This window comes from uncultured Lacinutrix sp. (assembly GCF_947500605.1).
Lineage (GTDB): Bacteria > Bacteroidota > Bacteroidia > Flavobacteriales > Flavobacteriaceae > Lacinutrix.
This window is the reverse complement of sequence record NZ_CANMSJ010000006.1, coordinates 1-18,745: the sequence shown is the minus strand read 5'-3', so window position 1 is coordinate 18,745 and position 18,745 is coordinate 1. Positions and strand designations below refer to the sequence as shown.

Here is an 18,745-nt window from a genome sequence, read left to right as displayed (position 1 = left end):
AGTTATGAATTTTAAGGAAAAAATACTGTTATTCATTATAATCATAACATCTACGTTATGCTTTAAAACTTATGCGCAAAAAGACAAAGTTTATAATGAAATGACTCTTGAGGAGTTGTTAGATATTGATGTAGTTGTAACCGCTTCTAAACACCCAGAAGATTTGTTCGAAACGCCTTTGTCTACAACTATTATTAGTAAAGAAGAGATAAGTAATTCTGGTGTTACAAGCATTCCAGAAGCATTACGCTTATCGCAGGGATTAATTGTTAGAGAAATTACACCTGGTAATTATGATATTCATATTAGAGGTTACGATGATATTACAAAAAATGTATACTTAACATTGTCTTATAACACTACCATTTTGGTTATGATTGATAACCGAATAGTGTATAGTTATTTTAGTGGTGGAACATTTTGGGAAACGTTACCTGTTGCCTTAAACGATGTTGAGAGAATTGAGGTTGTTAGAGGTCCAGCTTCTGCTTTATATGGACCAAATGCAGTTACTGGAGTAATTAATATAATCACTTCTCATGCAAATAAAAAAGGAAAAAACATTACGGTTAATACTCAATTAGGTACTAACAAAGCTAAAGATGCTAGTGTAAATATTGGGTATAATTGGGATGATAAAACAAAGCTTTCGTTTTCTAGTAATTTTTCAGAACGCTATCGTTTTGATAATGAGTATTACGATTTTATTAGAAAAGATTACGTAGGTGTAGATAGTTTAACATTGTTTGTTGCACCAGTAAGAGATATAAGTGCTAATGAACCTTGGACGTTTAATGAATACCAAAAAGAACTAGGTGCTTATTACGATGAAGAACTTAGTTTAAGAAGAGCAGGAGGTAATATCTTTTTTACACATAATTATGGCGTAAATTCTAATATAGACGTTGCTTTAGGAGCTCAAAAATCTCAAAGTCAAAGAACAGGATTTTTAAATTTAGCAACACCTTTATCTCAAACAGAATCTGAAAGTTATTATTTAAACGCAAAAATAAAGCACAATAATTTAAGCGGACAATTTAATATTAACTCAGGCAAAGATGAGAATAATTACATGTTCAACTCTTATAAGTTTACTAATGTTGAAGGTAATTTAGAGTACTTTAAAGAGTTTAAGACGTTAAGTATTAGACCTGGAATTAATTATAAATATTTATCATATAATAGTCCTTGGACTTACCAAGATAGATTTAGTTTTAATGAGCTTAACCATGAATTTAAAGATGAAGCAAGAAAAACTTTTTCTTATTCGGCATTTATGCTTACCGAATGGAAACCTATTACAAAACTTAGAGTTATTGGTGCTGCTCGAGTAGATAAGTTTGGCTTTAATAAAAACTATTTCATGAATTATGAGATAGCCTCTACATACCGTATAAATAAAAATAACTTAGTACGCGCAGTGCACTCTAAAGCATCAAAGTCTCCTTTCTTTTTCGATACCTATTTAAATAGTACTCTTACAACAAATTATAACCATTCAGTAGATGGTTCACCATCTCCAATATCTGTACCTGTAACATTGCATGTTAATGGGCAAAAAGATCTTAAATATCCTACTATAACAAGTAGCGAGATCGGGTGGAGAACTAAAATTAATAATAGTTTAAGTTTAGATTTAGAAGTGTTTTATTCTAATGTAGATAACTTTGTAAATCCTAATGTATACCACGACTATACAACAGAACAAGAGCTTGATGAATTTGGCAATCCAGGCGCTTTATTATCTATAAGAGCAGATGGTTCTGTTAAATTTGAAAATTATAATTTAAATGCAAGCCAATATGGTATAGGCTTTACATTAGATTATGATTTTAATGATAAGTTTAGAGCCAAGGTATTTGGTAATTATCAAAAAACGAATATTTCTGGTCGAAAAAATATTGATGTTGAATTAACAAATATTCAATTTGAAGTTAATGATACTGGAGATGTTTTAACCACTACATTAAGTAATACAACAAATCCTACGCAATGGAGTGAAGAGGCTACACCATCCTTTTTTGGAGGCTTTACTATTAACTATAAGCCTAATAATAAATGGAGTTTTAATACCGATGGGTATATATATTCACAACATGAGTTTGCAAGTTATAATTACTATCAAATAAACGATTTAGAAAACCTTGAAAAGGATAAATCGCAAATGGATATAAAAACCAACTTAATATTAAATGCAAAAACATCTTACCAATTAAATAAACATGCAACAATAAATCTAACTGCAAAAAACTTGTTTGGTAAGCATCGAGAATATGGCTTTGCAGATAATATTGGATCATTATTTTTTGTAGGGTTGCAATGGAAATATTAATATAAATTAAATTTTTCATTTTAACTTATAATGAAAATAGTCTTCAAATCTATTTCAACCTCAAAACTTTTAAGTAGTGTTATAGAGACATTGTATAACTCAACTTATCTTCTATTATCAATTTTAAATAATCGTATTTTTATTACATAAAACAGTATAAATTATGTTAATTAAAAACCTATCTATAAAGTTTAAAATGATACTTGTTATCCAACTAGTATCGTTGTTTTCTCTTGTAATAGGTTTAACGTATGTAATCTTTAGCAATATTTCCAATTTTAAAGAAGACATGAAAAACAACACCATTATTAATGCTAATTTAATTGGCGAATATTGTGCTGTTTCACTTGATTTTGATGTTTCAGAAAATGCTGTAGAAACACTAGAAAAACTAAAAAACATTCCATCTGTAGATGTTGGAATTGTTTATAATAATGAAAACGAAATATTTGCAGATTTTTATGAAAACGAAGAGAAAGTATTAATCTCAAATACCAATAATTCAGATTCATGGGAAAGGTTTGATGCTAATTATTTAAACGTTTACAGACCTATTTATTTAGAAAACAATAAAGTAGGTTCAATTTATTTAAGAGTTTCTACCGAAGTATTATCATCAAAAATAAGAGACTATGTAATCACTATGTTATTATTGTTGTTTGGTCTTCTAGTGGTAAATTATATACTCGCTTTTTGGTTGCAAAAAATAGTATCAGAACCAATAATATATTTAACGAAAGCAACAAAAGAAATTTCAGAAAAAGGAAATTACCAATTGCGAGTTAAAAAACAAGGTAATGACGAAATAGGAGTATTGGTAGAAGAATATAATAAAATGCTTCTCCAAATTTATGAGAGAGAAGAGTCTTTAAAACAACGAACAAAAGAATTAACTGAAACATTAGAGAATTTAAAACAAACGCAAAAAAAACTTGTTAATTCAGAAAAACTAGCTGCACTAGGTCAAGTAATAGCAGGTGTAGCTCATGAAATAAATACACCTCTTGGTGCTATTCGTTCTTCTATAGGGAATATTAAAAACACATTAAATTTTGTGTTAAACGAGTATCCAATCTTTATTAATCAACTACCACAAAAGTTAAGAGAAGAATTTTTATCTCTTATGGAAGACTCCTTTAAAAATAGGCATATGCTAACTTCGAAAGAAGAACGTGTTTTTAAAAAGAAGATAGCAGGAATATTCGAGCAGCACAATATTAAAAACTCATATTCTTTTGCCGATACTTTTGTAGATATGATGGTTGTCGAGAATGTTGAAAAATATTTAGATCTTTTACAAAACGAAGACTCTGAAAAGATTTTAGAAGTTGCATATAAAATAACTGGACTACAACGTAGTACAGAAAACATTGAGTTTGCAGCCGAAAGAGCTTCAAAAGTTGTTTTCGCATTAAAAAATTCATCAAGAATTAATAATAACGATGAGCAAGTTTTAGCAGATATTACAGATGGAATCGAAAATATTTTAACGCTATACAATAACCAGATTAAGCAAGGTATTGAAGTGTCTAAAAAATACGAAAAAATACCAAAAATACTTTGTTATTACGATGAGTTAAATCAAGTTTGGACCAACATACTGCACAACGCTATTTATGCCATGAATTTAAATGGTAAGTTGCATATTAAAGTATTTAAAGAAAAAGGTTGGGTGGTTGTTTCCATCACAGACAGTGGAAAAGGTATTCCACAGGATGAAATAAATCAAATTTTCGATCCGTTTTTTAGCACAAAACCAACGGGAGAAGGAACAGGGATAGGATTAGATATTTCGAAAAGAATTATAGAAAAACACAGCGGAAAAATTGAAGTAGAGAGTAAGCCTGGAGAAACAACTTTTAGCATTTATTTACCGATAATGAATGGAAAGGAAACACCAACAAATTTAAAAGAATAGTACTATGGCAAAAACTGTAATATTATGTGTTGATGATGAGAAAATCATACTAAATAGCATAAAAGCGCAATTAAAGGAAAATTACGGCAATTTGTTTTTGTATGAAACTGCCGAGAGTGCTGTTGATGCGTTTGAGATTATCGATGAGATAATGACGGATCTTACAGTTAAACTAATAATAATTAGCGATTGGTTAATGCCAGGAATTAAGGGCGACGAGTTTTTAATTAAAGTGCATAGCAAATATCCAAAGGCATTAAAAATAATGTTAACCGGTCAAGCCGATACTATTTCTATTGAAAAAACAAAAAAGGAAGCTAGTTTATATAAATGTATTAGAAAACCATGGATTGAATCTGAATTATTTTCTTGTATAGATTCTAGAAATACAATTAATTAAAAATCAAGAAGAATGAAAACAGGTGTTATATTTTGCATTGATGATGAAAAGATAGTTCTAAATAGCTTAAAAACAGAACTAAAAAATGCTTTTGGTAATAATTATATTATTGAAACGGCAGAGTCTGGAATAGAAGCTTTAGAAGCTATTAATAATTTGCTAGACTTAAATTACGAAATTCAAGTTGTTATAGCAGATTATGCAATGCCAGTAATGAAAGGTGACGAGTTTTTAATGCAGCTTCATGAAAAATCACCGCAAACATTAAACATATTATTAACTGGGCAAGCCACTATAGAAGGTGTTGCAAATTCAATAAATAATGCAGGTTTATATAGGTTTATTTCTAAGCCTTGGCATACTAACGACCTTGTTTTAACTGTTAAAGAAGCGCTTAAAAGTTACCAGCGAGATAATCAGCTTAAAATTAAAAATAAAGAATTAATAGAGTTAAGCACTTCACTAGAGCATAAAGTAAAGTTGCGTACACAAGAATTAAATAATAAAAACAACTTACTTTTAGAAAAGCAACACGAAATTACTACTCAAAATAAAGAATTAGAACAATATAGAAACAACCTCGAAAACTTGGTTAAAGAACGAACTTTAGAGCTTTCTTATGCAAAAGATAAAGCAGAAGAAAGCGATAGATTAAAATCTCAGTTTTTATCAACCATGTCTCACGAGTTAAGAACACCACTTAATGCTATTATTGGTTTGTCAGATTTAATAGAAGGAGACTCTTCTATGGAAGACATTCTTGAGTACGTTCAAATTATTAATAAAAGTGGCGATCATTTACTAAAACTTATTAATGATCTTTTTAAAGTATCTGCTATCGAAACTGGAAAAGAAAAAGTGATATTAAAGGATGTAGATTTGGCTGTTTTTCTTAATAAAATTAATGAATCAATGCAGGTTTATCAAAAGCATTTAGGAAAACAACATTTAGGCTTCAACCTGTCTGTACCTTCAGATTATGAGAAATTAATAATATATACCGACGAATTAAAACTTAAACACATTATAGAAAATATATTAAAAAATGCTATTAAATTTTCAGACAATGGTACCATAGATTATGGGTTTAATATTTGTAAAGAAGAAAATAAAAGTCAGATTACTTTTTTTGTATCAGACAAAGGCATTGGTATAGACCAAAGTCATCAAGATTTAATCTTTAATGGTTTTACTCAAGTTAATGGTTCTTTTAATAGAACGCATGAAGGCGTTGGTATAGGTCTTACTATAGCAAAAAAGCTAGTTAAACTTTTAAATGGTACTATATGGGTTGATTCTAAATTAGGGGAAGGTAGTACGTTCTTTGTCTCTTTGCCATTAAAAAATATTGAAAACGATATTCTTATTGATAATAGCAATAATGATGATGGAGGCTTAAAGAATATTCATAATTAATTATTTGTTGTGTTACCAACAGACTTTAATTAAATGCCAATGTATTTTTTAAATTTTTCAGGATATTTATGCTTTAAATATATGCTTGATGAGAATGTTCCAAGTACCATTAAAAATGGAAACAAAAAATACAATTCATATTTTGCATCATTAATATCAAATAAAATTATTCCATCATTTTTTTCAATTTGAAAAACTTCAGGATTCCACTTTTCCGATTCACTCTTTTTAATCCAAACTTTTACAGCGTTTGAGTTACTTAATGCTTTTTTTATATCCTCATACATTTCGTAACGGCTTTCAATTCCTATATTTTTTTTAAGTGAGTATAATTGTGGTTGTCCACTAATGTAAAATTGTAGTTCAGCCTTTATACTTTTTACATCATAAATTCCATTACTGCTTGAAACTTGAACATAGTATGTTTCTACCTCTTTTATTTCACCAGATTTAGAAATTAGAGCATTTTTAAAAGTAAAAAGTGTTGGTGCAAAAAAGTAGAAAGAACAAAGAATACAACAGATTCCAAATACTAGACATTCTTCAGCATAATGATTTTTCCACCATAATTTTTTGTTCATGAATATAAATTAGGTTGATCAGGTTTAGCTTGTTTTATACGATTTAGTATATTTAAAGATAAACTTTTTTGGCAATAGTTTTATTCAATTTTAAGAGGAGTCATGTATATTTTACTTAGACCATTATTGCTATCGTTAATATGTTTTTTCAGATCTGAAATAGTATTAAAGCTTCTCGATTTTAAATTATTTCTTTTACTAGTAAAATATAATATCTGATTTGTTTCATCATAAAATGGGCAATATTCCATGTATTTTGTATTTACGGGAATACCTAAATTTGTTGCCATTTTCCATTTTCCTTTTTCATCCTTTTTAGAAATGTATAAATCACCACTTCCTTGACCATCTTTTTCTTTATATTTTGAGAATATTAGAAAATCTTCTTTTTCTGAAATAAAAGCATTAAATTCATAACCAGCACTATTTATATTTTCGCTTAATAAAATAGGGTTTGAATATTTATCACCTTCCCATTTGCAAAAATAAATATCATCTTTTCCTATACCTAAAGGAGATACCATCGTAAAATATAGATTGTTATTTTTGCTTACAGAAGGATAAAACTGGTCTAATTCAGAATTAACAGGCTTTCCAATATTCTTTGGTTTAGACCATTTATTATTCTCTTTATTTCGGTCTACATACCATATATCAAAATCTTTTTTGGAACTAATAGAATCATTTAATGGTCTATCAGAAACAAAAAACAATCGATTATTATCAAATGATAGAAATGGTTCTAAGTACATATATGAATCACAAAAAGATAATAATTCTGGTTCAGACCATTTATTACTTTCTTTTTTAATGTATGCAAGTTGCGAAATTTCTTGATTAGGACTTTGTATAGTGAAATAAACTTCTTTTCCATCTTTAGAAATACTAAAATCCCTCACATTATGAAACTGATTTAATGATTTATTAAATTGTGTAATATCAGATTTATTTTGTGCTAATAATAAGTTTGATATAAAAAGTAATAAAATAGAGAGCTTAGTTATTTTCATTTTAAGTTTGTCTGGTAAAGTTGTTATATAAGGATATTATGGTTTTGTGTGCGAGGATTTTCCGAAGGAAAATCAGATGCAAGCAAGCAAAGCAACTCACATTGGTTTAGCTAAAAATAGCAATTTTTTATATACAGTGTTGTGGTTAGTTTTTTATTTTTACTTTCAAATATCTAGTTTCATTTTTGCATTTACTCATAAAAGACTCAAGTTTTAAATAGTAAATATTTTCAAATACTCTTGATTCAATTGTATTCCAACCTTCAATTCCAATAACGTACTGTTCTTTAGTTTTTAAATCAGTTAATGCGATTTCCTCTTCTCCATAATAGTTTGAGTGAGAAATAGTCGTTTCTCCATCTGAAGTCAAAGGTTTTCCCATTGTAAAACAAGTCAGTCCGTCTTTCAAGTTAACTGATAAAAATCCCCAACTTTCGTAACCAATGATTTCAATTAAAGCATTTCCGCAATAAGTTCCTTTGAATTTATAATCCGAATATTCTTTTGTTTGAATTTTATTTTTACAAGCTTTTAATTCAGTTGTTTTTATTCCAATTCCGATATTTGAGATTGCCGAAAATGTATAGCAAGAATCTTTAAGTTTGAAAATTCTTGGATATTTTTTGGTCAGTTCAATTTCAGATTTTGGATTAAACTCAATAAATTCTTCTGAAATCTCAACAACTTTATCATATTCCGTTTTGTCAATAAGTTCCGATTTTCCATTTAGAATATTCGATAAATTTCGTATTTCAAAATTACAATCTTGAGCCCAAGAAATTTGGACAATTGTAAGTAGAAATATTAAAATTAGTTTTCTGTTCATTGGTTTGGGCAAATTAACCAGAACGTGATTGTGTATGGTTAGTTGCGTGATTTTGGCACTAAGTTAGCAAATAAATCACAGATAGAATATTCCGCAGGAATGTTCGTAAGTAGGATTAAAACAAGCAATTAATTATACACGGTGTTGTAAGTAGTGCTTTTTTCGTTCACTTACTTAATTTCAAAATCCGAAATGCTCCTTGAATTACCAATGCAAAAACAATTGTTCCGATAATCAAATCAGGTTTATTAGAACTCAAATAATGCACTAAAATTCCTGCAATTATTACTCCCAAATTGATAATCACGTCATTCGAAGTAAAAATCATACTCGCTTTCATATGTGCTTCTTCTTTGCTCTTTGACTTTTGCAAAATATAAAGACAAATTCCGTTTGCGATAAGTGCAAAAATCGAAACAATAATCATTGTTGAAAAATCGGGAAGTTTCTCGTTTCCTAAAAATCTTCTCAAGACTTCTACAAATCCAATAATCGCAAGTATTATTTGAAAATATCCAGCAAGTTTGGCAATCCGTTTTTTCTTTATTACTGTTCCGCCAACCGCAAACAAACTAATTCCATACACAAAACTGTCCGCAAGCATATCTAAACTATCGGCAACAAGTCCCATAGATTTTGAGATAATTCCTGTTGTCATTTCGATTATGAAAAACGCAAAATTTATGATAAGTACAGACCAAAGAAGTTTTTTCTGATTTTCGTTTTCTTTAAATTCCGTTTGGTCGGTTTTTTCAGTTGAGATTTTCTTTCCGCCTAAATTCAATTCGATAACGGACTTTTCGATTTGGTCAATTTCTCCGCTGTGAAAAACGGTCAATTTTCGGTTCGGAATATCAAATTCCAAATTTGCAATGCTCGAAATTCCGTCCAATTTCATTCGGATTAGATTTTCCTCTGAAGGACAGTCCATTTTGGTAATTTCAAATATCGTTTTATTCACTCGGTTTCTGGGTTTTTCGGCATTACTTACAACGGTTTTGTATATGGCTCGTAGCGTGCAAATTAGCGATAACCATTCGGTTAAACACAAGCCGAATTTTTTAATTTTCTTATTACCTTTTATTTTCAATAAGCCAAATTTAAAAATTTGGCGACTTTCCAAATATGCCTTAACTTTGAATTATGCAACTACCAATCTATGAGCTATATACGTTGTTGTAAAACGTTTTATTTCGCGTTCTTCTTTTTGTCGTCAGTTGCCCATTTTTTTATTTTATCATTCAAAGTCGAGTATCCTAAACCACCTAAAAGCATCCCAATTGGCATTCCAATTAATGTTCTCCAAAATTCTTTAGGATTTCTCCGATAATCAGGCAAATAAGCCCAATATAAAAATCCAGCAAATAGAATAACAAGGATAGAGATAATTATAAATTCAGTCATTTTGTTTAATCTTTCCGTTTGTTATTTCGTTTCCAATCTTTAAATCCAATTACGTCATCTCTGACGTCTTTAATCCACTTTTTTCCTTTTGTCGAATTTAGGTGTTCAAATATAATTCTGTTATAAGCGATTATTATTTCGTTTTCTGATCCTGTACAACCAAACTCAAAAAAATAAATTCCATATTCTTTTTCAAAAATTGGGTCAGTTGCAATTATCGTTGGTGCAATTCCGCCCATTAATAAAAGAAATGGAATTCCGTTTTTAATATCCAATTCCGCCATTTTTTCAGCCTCTTTTTTGTCCGTAACAAAAGTCAGTTTAGAAGCTCCAGAATTATTCAATTGTTCATCACTCAATTCTCCAATTCTTGAGAATATTACAGTTTCTTCTTCGTCCGCTTGAGCGTTCAAAGTCAGAGTAAAAAGTCCAATTAACAATGTAAATATCAATTTCATACGGTTTTTCGTAAATGTTTTACAACGGTCTTGTGTATGAATAGTTGCGTTTTTGTGTGCGAGGAATTTCCGAAGGAAATTCAGACGTAACAAAAATGCAACGACCTTTGGTTAAGCACCAATTTAGCAATTTTTTATACACGTTGTTGTAACCAGTTTTTTATTCCGTTATTTTTCTAAAATATAAATCCGCTTTTTTACTGTCAGGTCCATAAATTTCCAAACTCGGTTTAAGTTCGTTATTTTCCATTCCAATATTCAATTCGTATTTGTTAGTATTCCAATTATTCATTTTGAAGTGTCCAAATTCATAAACCTGTTTTCCTTTCCAAAACAATTCAAAAGTGCAATGACCATATTCGTTTTTAATTCCTTTTCGGTTTTTTCCGTCCGCAAAGATTGTTTTTCCGCTATTTTGATTCACAACTTTAAAATCCGATAAATTCAGAGCAGAATCAACTTTTAAGTCAAACGTATTAAAGTCAAATATTTTAGATGAAATTTGAGTAGCAAGAGAATGTTCGTTTTTTACTTTTTCAGCGTAGTTTTTAAAACCATAGAAACTTAAAATTCCGATTATTAGAATTGCAATTAAAATCAGATTTTTCTTCTTTCGCATTAGGTTTCTCAAATTGGTTACAACGTTAACGTATAAGAAACGTAGGGCAGTTAAAAAGCACTTTCGTTTCGGTTTATTACTTAGCTAAATATAAATATTTTGCTTTTATTTTTTCTTCTATAAACGCCAAATTTTATATTTAGCGGACATTCTTAACTTTCACAGACCTTTCGGTTAAGCCATAAATGCCCTATGTTTTTTATACACTGTTACCTGGCTGGCTTTTTTCCGCAAACTTGCTAGCGTTGGCAAAGACATACTCTTTTACAGTTTTGGTGTAGCGTGGATGGCGCGACTGGAAATGTGTATGGCTTTTAGCGTTGGCAATTCCGCTATGCCATTAAATTATAACTTTCACTTGGTGGAAACAGCAATTCAATTCCTTCTGGTTTGATTTTAAAAATTGGACCTTTTTCTTTTGCTCCCCCAGTTTTTGTTCGTTTAATTAGATGGTCGAGAGTAATAATCCCTTGGTCAATTAGTAAATCAAATTGAGTAGTAATTGGCTTTTTTGTATGTTCAACTAATTTGTATTGAAAATGTTCTCGGTCATTTATTCTTGTGCTTTCGGCTTCAACCCAAAATGTTTCTTTATGCTTTTCTCTTAGTCGATTATGAAGTTTTTCCAGAGTCCAAACCACAAAATCTCCAACTTCTGGTTTATCAGAGTTTTCAATTAGTTGCTTTATATCGTTATCAATTCTCAAATTCAAACCTTGTGAGTTCCTTGTAATTGCTGAAACTGTACAATACAATTTAAAATCATCTTCACGTTGGTAACCAAAATTATCCAGAATTTCTGCTGAACTTTTAAACTTGCTTAATTTCCAATCTGGAACTTGTGCAAATAGATTTTTTCGATTCGTTCTGCTATTTCTGAATGATTTTAGCTCAATTCCTTTATAATCTGGTTGTTTAGAAGAGTTAATGTCTATTCCAAGTGCAGTTTCAAGTGTTCTACCAACAGAAGTGTCAGCATCTACCATTGAAGGAATTGGGCCAGCATTTGCTATTTTTCTTAGCATTCCCAAAAGCTCAAAAGCTACTTCATTCTCAGTCGTGTTAATTGCATTAATTAACTCTTGAAATGGATTTAGAATTGAAGAATTAATCAATTCTCTGATGTCCAATTTTGTCAAGTTGAAAACTTGAAATTGACTATCAAAGTACGTTATTGCAATAATATCATTTGGCTCTGCAACCTTTGTTAAGCTATAAAACCAAATTCGTGGGTCTCCTTTTTTAGTTGAAGGACGATATAAAGATGCTTGTGATTTTATTGTCTTAAAACCAGTATGAATAACTGCTGGAATCATTATTTTGCTCTCTGTACCTTGTTGTTGTAATTCGTAATCGTGAATATTTTCACTTTTCAAATAACTACGTACAGAACCAGTTGCATCCATTATGGATTTTTTTAATCCAGTTTCAGTTGGTTCAATTAAAGTAAGAGAAACTTGGTTTTTGGTCAGTAATTTTATCTTTTCTTGTTCTGCGTCTGTAAGCTTTCTCACTTGATATGTTTTAAAATTTCACTTGCTACTGCTCGTGCTAATAAAGGCGGAACAGCATTTCCAACTAGAGTGTATTGTGGCACTTCTGTTTTTCTGTTATTTCCACCTGTAGACCGTTTTCCTTGAAACACAAATGAGTCGTCAAACGATTGTAAGCGTGCCATTTCTCTAACTGTTAAAGACCGAGGCGAATTGTAATGAATGTAATCATCTGCAATAGTCATTATTGTAGAGCTTTGCTCGTCTGGTTTTAAAACATTGTAATTTCTCTTGTTTGTAGAAAGATTTAATTTCTCAAGTTCTGGTTGTGATTTTCTATAATTACCATTTTTTAAAATCACTCCGAGTCTTTCAATCACGGTTTCGTTTTGATTACTTGTTTTGTGATTATTTAGGATGTCAAAATATTTTTCTCCATTCTCTAAACCTTCAGTATTTTTTACGTAAAATGGTTTTGTTTGAGGTTTAAATCGTTCAATTAACCTACCTTTTTTTGACCATTCTGCAAATGATTTTCCACCTTTGGAAATAGGCTTCCCGTCAATTTTTCTTTTTTTGAGAAGTTTAGCCATTTTCTTTGCAGTTCCGTTGTATTGAGCAGAAATATCAATTTCTTCATATCGATGTGCTTCTTGGTTATTACCAATAAAGTCTAAATCGTATAAAGCTTCGAAAATAGTTACTTTTTCTTCTTCTGAAACCGTTGCAGGGACTTCCGAAATATATTTTTGGTCTTTGCGGCAACCAATAAAAAGGACTCTTTCTCTGTTTTGAGGAACACCATAATTTGAAGCGTTAGCAACAAATGGTTGTTCTATTTTATAAAGCCTTATGCTTTCAAGAATAGTTTCTAATTCCTTTTTCTGCGATTTATTACAATGAGATTTTAATATCTCAATAGATTCATCAAAGGACGTTGTGTAGATTTTTAATGCAGTTATGATATCCTCACAATCTTTTTTATAATCTGTTGGAACTTTTAAGGCTTTAAAAGAATTCTCAATTTTTGAGATAACATTTTCAGAGCCTATTTCTGTTAGAAAATCAGTAAAAGCATTTGTGAAATCATCACTATCGATATTGCAAAAATCTTTTTCTTTGATAATGTCACGTTTTAATTTCTCCCATTCTTTTGTTCGAGTCAAAAGGTTGAAACCGTGACGAATTGTATTGATGTTTTCGTCCGTTTTACTGGTTTTGTAGTCTGCAATTTTTGGTGTCAGTTTTTTAAATCTATTCTCTACAAAGCTGATGAAATCAGCTTTTCCAATTTCCTTGTCTTTTTCAAGTAGTTTTTCAAGTTCAACCCTTTTTACAATACTATCAAAAAGGAAAGAATTTGATTCTTTTCGTATTTTTTTGATGAATGTATTTAGTAATGGAATTTCTTTTATGTCAACAATAGAGTTGATTTCTTTGATAATTAATTCTTTTATTTTACCACCTTCTTTGGTCAAAATGCCTTTTACGTTTTCCATCACAAAGTATTTAGGTTGTAAAACCTTAATGACTTCTAAGTAGTGAGAAAAAAGGTCGTCTTTTTTATCGAATTTCTTTCGCTTACCTGCAAGACTGAAACTTTGACAAGGTGGTCCACCACATACAACGTCAATTTTACGCCCATCTATGTTTTCTAATAAATTGTCTAAAAAGTCAGGTTCGGTAATATCCTGTTTTAGAAATTTAGCATCCAAACCTAATTGATGATTATAGCGAACAACGTGAGTTAATTCGCAATTTTCGTTGATGTCGTTTGCAACAACGAAATCAAAGAATTTATTATTATGTTCAGCTTGTAAAAAGCCTTCACTAAAACCGCCAGCTCCAGCAAATAAATCTACAAAAGTGAAAGGTTTTCCATAAAGAGCAACCTGTTCTTTAACAATATTTACATTGTTACTTTCTTTATAGTTTTCTATATGTTCGTTCAATACGCTTTTAACTTCGTCTTGAACAAAGGTTTTTTTATTGGAATGATGCAAAAGTTCATCTGCTCTTTCTCTTAGGAAATCTAAATAATGATTGATTTCGTGAGATTCCACACTTAGTCCAATCGCTTTTTGTTTGGGTTTATTGAAGTTTTTCGGTTCTATTTTCTGTCCTGTAGAAACCTTAACTTGGCTTCCGTTACAGTTTATTCGAAGATGAATTGGTGCAAACCCTTTTTTGTCAGGTTTGTCTAAATAAAAATTAATTGTAGCCATAATTATTCACGGACGTTTTTGCGTACACGGACAAATTTACGGACATTTTTTTAAATTCCTATTTAATTCTGGTTTTTGTTATGAGTGAGCGTTGGGAAAAGGCAAGCTCTTTTTATTTTTTGAGGCACGAAAAAAATGAAATGTGCTTGACTGTGCGGTTGGATTTTCAGCTTGCAGGTAACGTGATTGTGTATGGTTAGTTGCGTGATTTTGGCACTAAGTTAGCAAATAAATCACAGATAGAATATTCCGCAGGAATGTTCGTAAGTAGGATTAAAACAAGCAATTAATTATACACGGTGTTGTAAGTAGTGCTTTTTTCGTTCACTTACTTAATTTCAAAATCCGAAATGCTCCTTGAATTACCAATGCAAAAACAATTGTTCCGATAATCAAATCAGGTTTATTAGAACTCAAATAATGCACTAAAATTCCTGCAATTATTACTCCCAAATTGATAATCACGTCATTCGAAGTAAAAATCATACTCGCTTTCATATGTGCTTCTTCTTTGCTCTTTGACTTTTGCAAAATATAAAGACAAATTCCGTTTGCGATAAGTGCAAAAATCGAAACAATAATCATTGTTGAAAAATCGGGAAGTTTCTCGTTTCCTAAAAATCTTCTCAAGACTTCTACAAATCCAATAATCGCAAGTATTATTTGAAAATATCCAGCAAGTTTGGCAATCCGTTTTTTCTTTATTACTGTTCCGCCAACCGCAAACAAACTAATTCCATACACAAAACTGTCCGCAAGCATATCTAAACTATCGGCAACAAGTCCCATAGATTTTGAGATAATTCCTGTTGTCATTTCGATTATGAAAAACGCAAAATTTATGATAAGTACAGACCAAAGAAGTTTTTTCTGATTTTCGTTTTCTTTAAATTCCGTTTGGTCGGTTTTTTCAGTTGAGATTTTCTTTCCGCCTAAATTCAATTCGATAACGGACTTTTCGATTTGGTCAATTTCTCCGCTGTGAAAAACGGTCAATTTTCGGTTCGGAATATCAAATTCCAAATTTGCAATGCTCGAAATTCCGTCCAATTTCATTCGGATTAGATTTTCCTCTGAAGGACAGTCCATTTTGGTAATTTCAAATATCGTTTTATTCACTCGGTTTCTGGGTTTTTCGGCATTACTTACAACGTGTTTGTGTATGATTAGTGGCGTGTTTTAAGCACCTAATTTAGCAAATAAAAACCGAATAGAAAATCCGCGAGGATTTTCGTAAGTAGGCGAGAACTAGCCATTAATTATACACGTTGTTGGCAAATCGTATTTTTTATTCATTCTTAGCTATCATTCGACATTTTCTTCTGTCATTTACTAATTCCTGACATTTTTCAGGATTATGAGTGTGGTTTAAAATCGGTCTATATTTTTTAATTAACTCTTTTTCGATTGTAAAATCATTTGAACAATTAAAGACACAAATTTCTACATTATTCACTAACCAAGAAATTATTAATTCAGTATTAGGTTTTGAAAATTTATAATTCTTTTGATTTGATTTTCCTATTAAATGTCCTGCAATTGGTTGAAATTCAAGAACAGCTCCAATACTTCTGAAAAATGTTCCAGGACTTGTATGGTAAAATTCTTGTGATAAACGACTTGCTAAAGATTGTCCTTCTGCTTTTCCAATATAGATTATTCGGTTCTGCTTATTGTCAAGTATTCGTTGGTATTTTTCTGGCAATTTTGAGTTTGCTTTTAATCGAAAACAATAAATTCCAGTTTTATCTAGTTTACTTTTATCCAGCTTTTCAATTTGAGTGAAAATTCCGTTTTTAAATGGGTCGCTTGATAGATTTATCTCAAATTTCGTTGAGTTTAATTTCGGGCTTATTTTAGTATTTCTTGATTCCTTTTTTTGATTTTCAAATCCATTATCCACAATTGAAATTTGTCCAGAATTAATTAGTTGTTCAAAATCAATTAGATTGTATCCTTTTTTTGATGAAAACATTGAAAAATGAAACCCAATTGAGCGAATCTTATTTCTAATTTTCTTTTGCTCAATTTTATCAGCCAAAACTTTTTCCTTAATTAATTTCCGAAGCTGATTATATTCAGAAGTATTAAACTTTGTTCTTCTGTTCATTTTTTGGTCATATGTTTGCCAACGTTTATGTATAAGAATAGTGCGGTTTTGTGTGCGAGGATTTTCCGAAGGAAAATCAGACGTAACAAAAGCGCACGGACTCTTGATTAAGTACTAAACTAAGCATTATTTTTATACGGTGTTGTAACACGTTATTTTTTAAATTCCGATTTGTTCTTAATTACAAATGCAATTAATAATTCGGTCAAATTATCCTGATATTTATAAAATTCCGAATCGCATTTGTTCCAGTTTTCCTCCGCTTTTCCTTCAATTAATTCCAGTTCATTTTGTCTTTCAGTTCTGTTTTTGGGAACAGTTCCGCTTTTAAATTCAGAGTTTGCCTTTTTTACAATTTCCGCTGTTTTTTCCGCTCCAATTTCCAATAAAGCATTCACAGTTTCTTGACTAAAATCTCCGCTTGAATTAAAATAGAATTGATTAAATCCTCCATTATTTATTTCACGTTCCAAATTTTCCACAAAAAGAAAAGTCCGTTGTTTAGAATTCAGTTTCTCAATATTTTCTCCATATTCTGATTTTTCATTCAGATATGAGTCGATTTCCATAACAATCATATCTCGTCTTTCGATTTTCAAAACTTTTTCTAAATCAAATTCAGATTGCGCATTTGCGTTGGCAAAGAATAAAGATGATATGAATAATAGCAGTTTTTTCAAAGTATGGTTTAATGTGTTACAACGTTGTTGTGTATGGTTAGTTGCGTGTTTCAGCAACTAATTTAGTAAACAAAAACGAACGCGAGAAAATTCCGAAGGAATTTTCCAAATAAGCAACGACCAAAGCAATTAATTATACACGGTGTTGTGCATAGTTTTTATATCAGATTTATTTCGCAACCTGATAATTCAGATTTCATTTTCTCACTTTGAAAGAAATGCATAGAATGATTAGATGTTTTTATGGAATAAACAGGTGGTCGATTTCTCTTTATTGCTTCTTTCTCAATACTTTTCAATCCAGCAGAAGTTGTGTATTCGGTTACAGCTGAACCAAATATAATTAGTGTTCCTTTAAATTTTTCTTTAGGGGAAAAGTCGTGAGTTTCCTTTTTGAAATTAATAGTAATATTCATTATTTTCAGAGTCTGTGGCTTTATGTAAATCATAAACCCTAACTCGTCATAAGTCCAAATAATATTATGTTTTAACGTAATTCTATCGGGATTTCCAAAAACCTCTTTCAGTTCGTCTCTCGTTAAATCTAAAGAAACTTTTTTGTCATTAAATATTAATGTGTCTGTGGAATCAATTTCTATTTTTTGCCCATAACTTAAACAGGTAAAAATGAGGAATAATAATAAAATATTTTTGTTCATTCGGTTTATATTGGAATTATAGATTTTGTTACCTAAAGTTATTTATTAAGCTTACTCTCAAACTTTTCCAAACTTATTTCTTTTCGCCACCAAGAGTAATCTCCGTAAGCCATTTTCTTTTCATAATCCACTTCTAAATAATCGGTATGGCACGAAAACAAGTCATAATCATTCTTTTGGTCAGGTTTCGAGTCATATTCGATTTTCGATGGTGCGATTAAATAATACTTTCCAACTTCAAAATCCGAAATATATGGTCTGCATAGCATTCCATTGTCTCCCCAAATTTTTATCCGCTTTTTTGATTCCGAGCCTTTATATTTCTTAATTATTTCAACCGTTATCGAATATGGGAATTTTTCATTTCTATGTTCAAAATAATCGGTGTATTCAATAACTTTAATAAGTGCTACGAATTCCTGATTATCAGAAACTGCTCCGAATCTACAATCCCAATTACATTCGCAAGAACATGCAAAAGATTGGATTGAAAACATCATTATTAAAATGAAAAGTAGTTTCTTCATAATTATGCACAACGTTGTTGTGTATGGTTAGTTGCGTGGTTTAGCAACTAATTTAGTAAACAAATACGAACCCGAGAAAATTCCGAA

18 protein-coding genes are annotated in these 18,745 nt (G+C 30.4%); 4 read left to right on the top strand and 14 right to left on the bottom strand.

Going from position 1 to position 18,745, the window contains the following annotated elements; genetic code table 11:
• The first annotated feature begins 4 nt into the window (after window positions 1-4).
• The 4 genes from Q0935_RS09855 to Q0935_RS09840 all read left to right on the top strand — a co-directional run bounded on the left by Q0935_RS09855 (window position 5) and on the right by Q0935_RS09840 (window position 6,066).
• Entirely contained in the window at window positions 5-2,332 is a 2,328-nt protein-coding gene (locus tag Q0935_RS09855) for a TonB-dependent siderophore receptor (RefSeq protein WP_299385415.1), read from the top strand.
• Between the two features lie 196 nt (window positions 2,333-2,528).
• On the top strand, window positions 2,529-4,250 hold the full coding sequence (locus Q0935_RS09850) for an ATP-binding protein (protein WP_299385412.1): 1,722 nt from the start codon (window positions 2,529-2,531) through the stop codon (window positions 4,248-4,250).
• A gap of 4 nt (window positions 4,251-4,254) precedes the next feature.
• The gene (locus tag Q0935_RS09845) at window positions 4,255-4,650 is read left to right on the top strand and encodes a response regulator (protein WP_299385410.1); all 396 of its coding nucleotides are present in this window, start codon (window positions 4,255-4,257) and stop codon (window positions 4,648-4,650) included.
• Window positions 4,651-4,662: 12 nt separating this feature from the next.
• On the top strand, window positions 4,663-6,066 hold the full coding sequence (locus Q0935_RS09840) for an ATP-binding protein (protein WP_299385407.1): 1,404 nt from the start codon (window positions 4,663-4,665) through the stop codon (window positions 6,064-6,066).
• A 29-nt stretch (window positions 6,067-6,095) separates the two neighbouring features.
• Here the strand turns inward: Q0935_RS09840 and Q0935_RS09835 are convergent, their stop codons facing one another.
• The 14 genes from Q0935_RS09835 to Q0935_RS09770 form a co-directional block, all read right to left on the bottom strand.
• On the bottom strand, window positions 6,096-6,647 hold the full coding sequence (locus Q0935_RS09835) for a hypothetical protein (protein ID WP_299385404.1): 552 nt from the start codon (window positions 6,645-6,647) through the stop codon (window positions 6,096-6,098).
• A gap of 80 nt (window positions 6,648-6,727) precedes the next feature.
• On the bottom strand, window positions 6,728-7,657 hold the full coding sequence (locus Q0935_RS09830; protein WP_299385402.1) for a hypothetical protein: 930 nt from the start codon (window positions 7,655-7,657) through the stop codon (window positions 6,728-6,730).
• A 145-nt stretch (window positions 7,658-7,802) separates the two neighbouring features.
• Complete coding sequence (locus Q0935_RS09825; RefSeq protein ID WP_299385400.1) at window positions 7,803-8,483, bottom strand: hypothetical protein; 681 nt, start codon at window positions 8,481-8,483, stop codon at window positions 7,803-7,805.
• Between the two features lie 166 nt (window positions 8,484-8,649).
• Window positions 8,650-9,444: a cation transporter gene (locus tag Q0935_RS09820; protein ID WP_299385387.1), complete on the bottom strand. Its 795-nt coding sequence runs from the start codon at window positions 9,442-9,444 to the stop codon at window positions 8,650-8,652.
• Between the two features lie 227 nt (window positions 9,445-9,671).
• Window positions 9,672-9,887, bottom strand: a complete 216-nt coding sequence (locus Q0935_RS09815) for a hypothetical protein (RefSeq protein ID WP_269354032.1) — start codon at window positions 9,885-9,887, stop codon at window positions 9,672-9,674.
• Window positions 9,888-9,892: 5 nt separating this feature from the next.
• Window positions 9,893-10,300: a hypothetical protein gene (locus Q0935_RS09810; protein WP_299385396.1), complete on the bottom strand. Its 408-nt coding sequence runs from the start codon at window positions 10,298-10,300 to the stop codon at window positions 9,893-9,895.
• A gap of 205 nt (window positions 10,301-10,505) precedes the next feature.
• Window positions 10,506-10,964 (bottom strand): hypothetical protein, encoded by a 459-nt coding sequence (locus Q0935_RS09805; protein ID WP_299385394.1) that lies wholly within the window; start codon window positions 10,962-10,964, stop codon window positions 10,506-10,508.
• Window positions 10,965-11,296: 332 nt separating this feature from the next.
• Window positions 11,297-12,478, bottom strand: a complete 1,182-nt coding sequence (locus Q0935_RS09800) for an MvaI/BcnI restriction endonuclease family protein (RefSeq protein ID WP_299385392.1) — start codon at window positions 12,476-12,478, stop codon at window positions 11,297-11,299.
• Complete coding sequence (locus tag Q0935_RS09795) at window positions 12,475-14,682, bottom strand: DNA cytosine methyltransferase (protein ID WP_299385390.1); 2,208 nt, start codon at window positions 14,680-14,682, stop codon at window positions 12,475-12,477. Before Q0935_RS09795 ends, Q0935_RS09800 begins: the two co-directional genes overlap by 4 nt.
• 324 nt (window positions 14,683-15,006) lie before the next feature.
• The gene (locus tag Q0935_RS09790; protein WP_299385387.1) at window positions 15,007-15,801 is read right to left on the bottom strand and encodes a cation transporter; all 795 of its coding nucleotides are present in this window, start codon (window positions 15,799-15,801) and stop codon (window positions 15,007-15,009) included.
• Window positions 15,802-15,970: 169 nt separating this feature from the next.
• Entirely contained in the window at window positions 15,971-16,792 is an 822-nt protein-coding gene (locus Q0935_RS09785) for a GIY-YIG nuclease family protein (protein WP_299385385.1), read from the bottom strand.
• Between the two features lie 152 nt (window positions 16,793-16,944).
• Window positions 16,945-17,472, bottom strand: a complete 528-nt coding sequence (locus Q0935_RS09780) for a DMP19 family protein (RefSeq protein ID WP_299385383.1) — start codon at window positions 17,470-17,472, stop codon at window positions 16,945-16,947.
• 158 nt (window positions 17,473-17,630) lie between these two features.
• Complete coding sequence (locus Q0935_RS09775; protein WP_299385380.1) at window positions 17,631-18,131, bottom strand: hypothetical protein; 501 nt, start codon at window positions 18,129-18,131, stop codon at window positions 17,631-17,633.
• A 38-nt stretch (window positions 18,132-18,169) separates the two neighbouring features.
• Window positions 18,170-18,658, bottom strand: a complete 489-nt coding sequence (locus tag Q0935_RS09770) for a hypothetical protein (protein WP_299385378.1) — start codon at window positions 18,656-18,658, stop codon at window positions 18,170-18,172.
• Window positions 18,659-18,745 lie beyond the last annotated feature (87 nt).